General features: G+C 43.7%; 1 protein-coding gene. It reads right to left on the reverse strand.

Translation table 11 applies throughout. From position 1 onward, the window contains the following. The coding region (locus tag BG74_RS17060; protein WP_244267344.1) for a GntR family transcriptional regulator at window positions 1-172 on the reverse strand (172 nt) is incomplete at its 3' end. Window positions 173-705: the final 533 nt, after the last annotated feature.

Consider the following 705-nt stretch of genomic DNA (forward strand, 5'->3'; position numbering starts at 1 on the left):
ATCTATGGATAGCTTCCCGCAGCGAGGGGCGGGAGACGTCAAATTGCTTGGCCAACTCACGCTCAGGGAGCAATTTCTCTCCAGGACGCAGCGTTCCTTCCAGAATAAAATATTCCAACTGTTGTTCTATGACATCCGATAACTTGAGTTGTCGGATCTTACTATAGGCCATTTCTTAATCTTCTCAGCGGATGATGCGTAGTTAATTGGTAATACCAATTAACTTTTCACGGTGCTAAAAGTAACAAAATATTCATCTTCTGTCTATCGTGGCTTTAGACCTAAATCATCAAATCACGCACATTCTCAAAAAAGCCTTACATCTATCTATGCTACGTCAGGCACGATGCGCAGCATAATCGTGTTTTCCAGCATAACGTCTATGAAACGTTCCGGAAGCGTCTCTGGAAGATGACGTTCATCTTAAGCCGGGAAAAAAATACTCCTCCAAATGCATAGCCGTGCAACCCTAACATAACCTTATGAACCTCATTGATTTCCCCATTGCAATTACACCTATCGTTCAAGCGAACGGCGGAGCTGATTTATTACGCGCAAGTGTCATAAATCCTGTGCAAATCCTATCATGTATCACTATTTTGTTGCCTGTGACAGCCTGGACACGAAAATGCCGCGCTGTGACGCGTAAATTAAAACGTACAACAACCATAACTGTGGACAGATATAGCACTGGGCAGGGAATCC

Origin of the sequence: Sodalis-like endosymbiont of Proechinophthirus fluctus (assembly GCF_001602625.1) — a bacterium.
GTDB lineage: Bacteria > Pseudomonadota > Gammaproteobacteria > Enterobacterales > Enterobacteriaceae.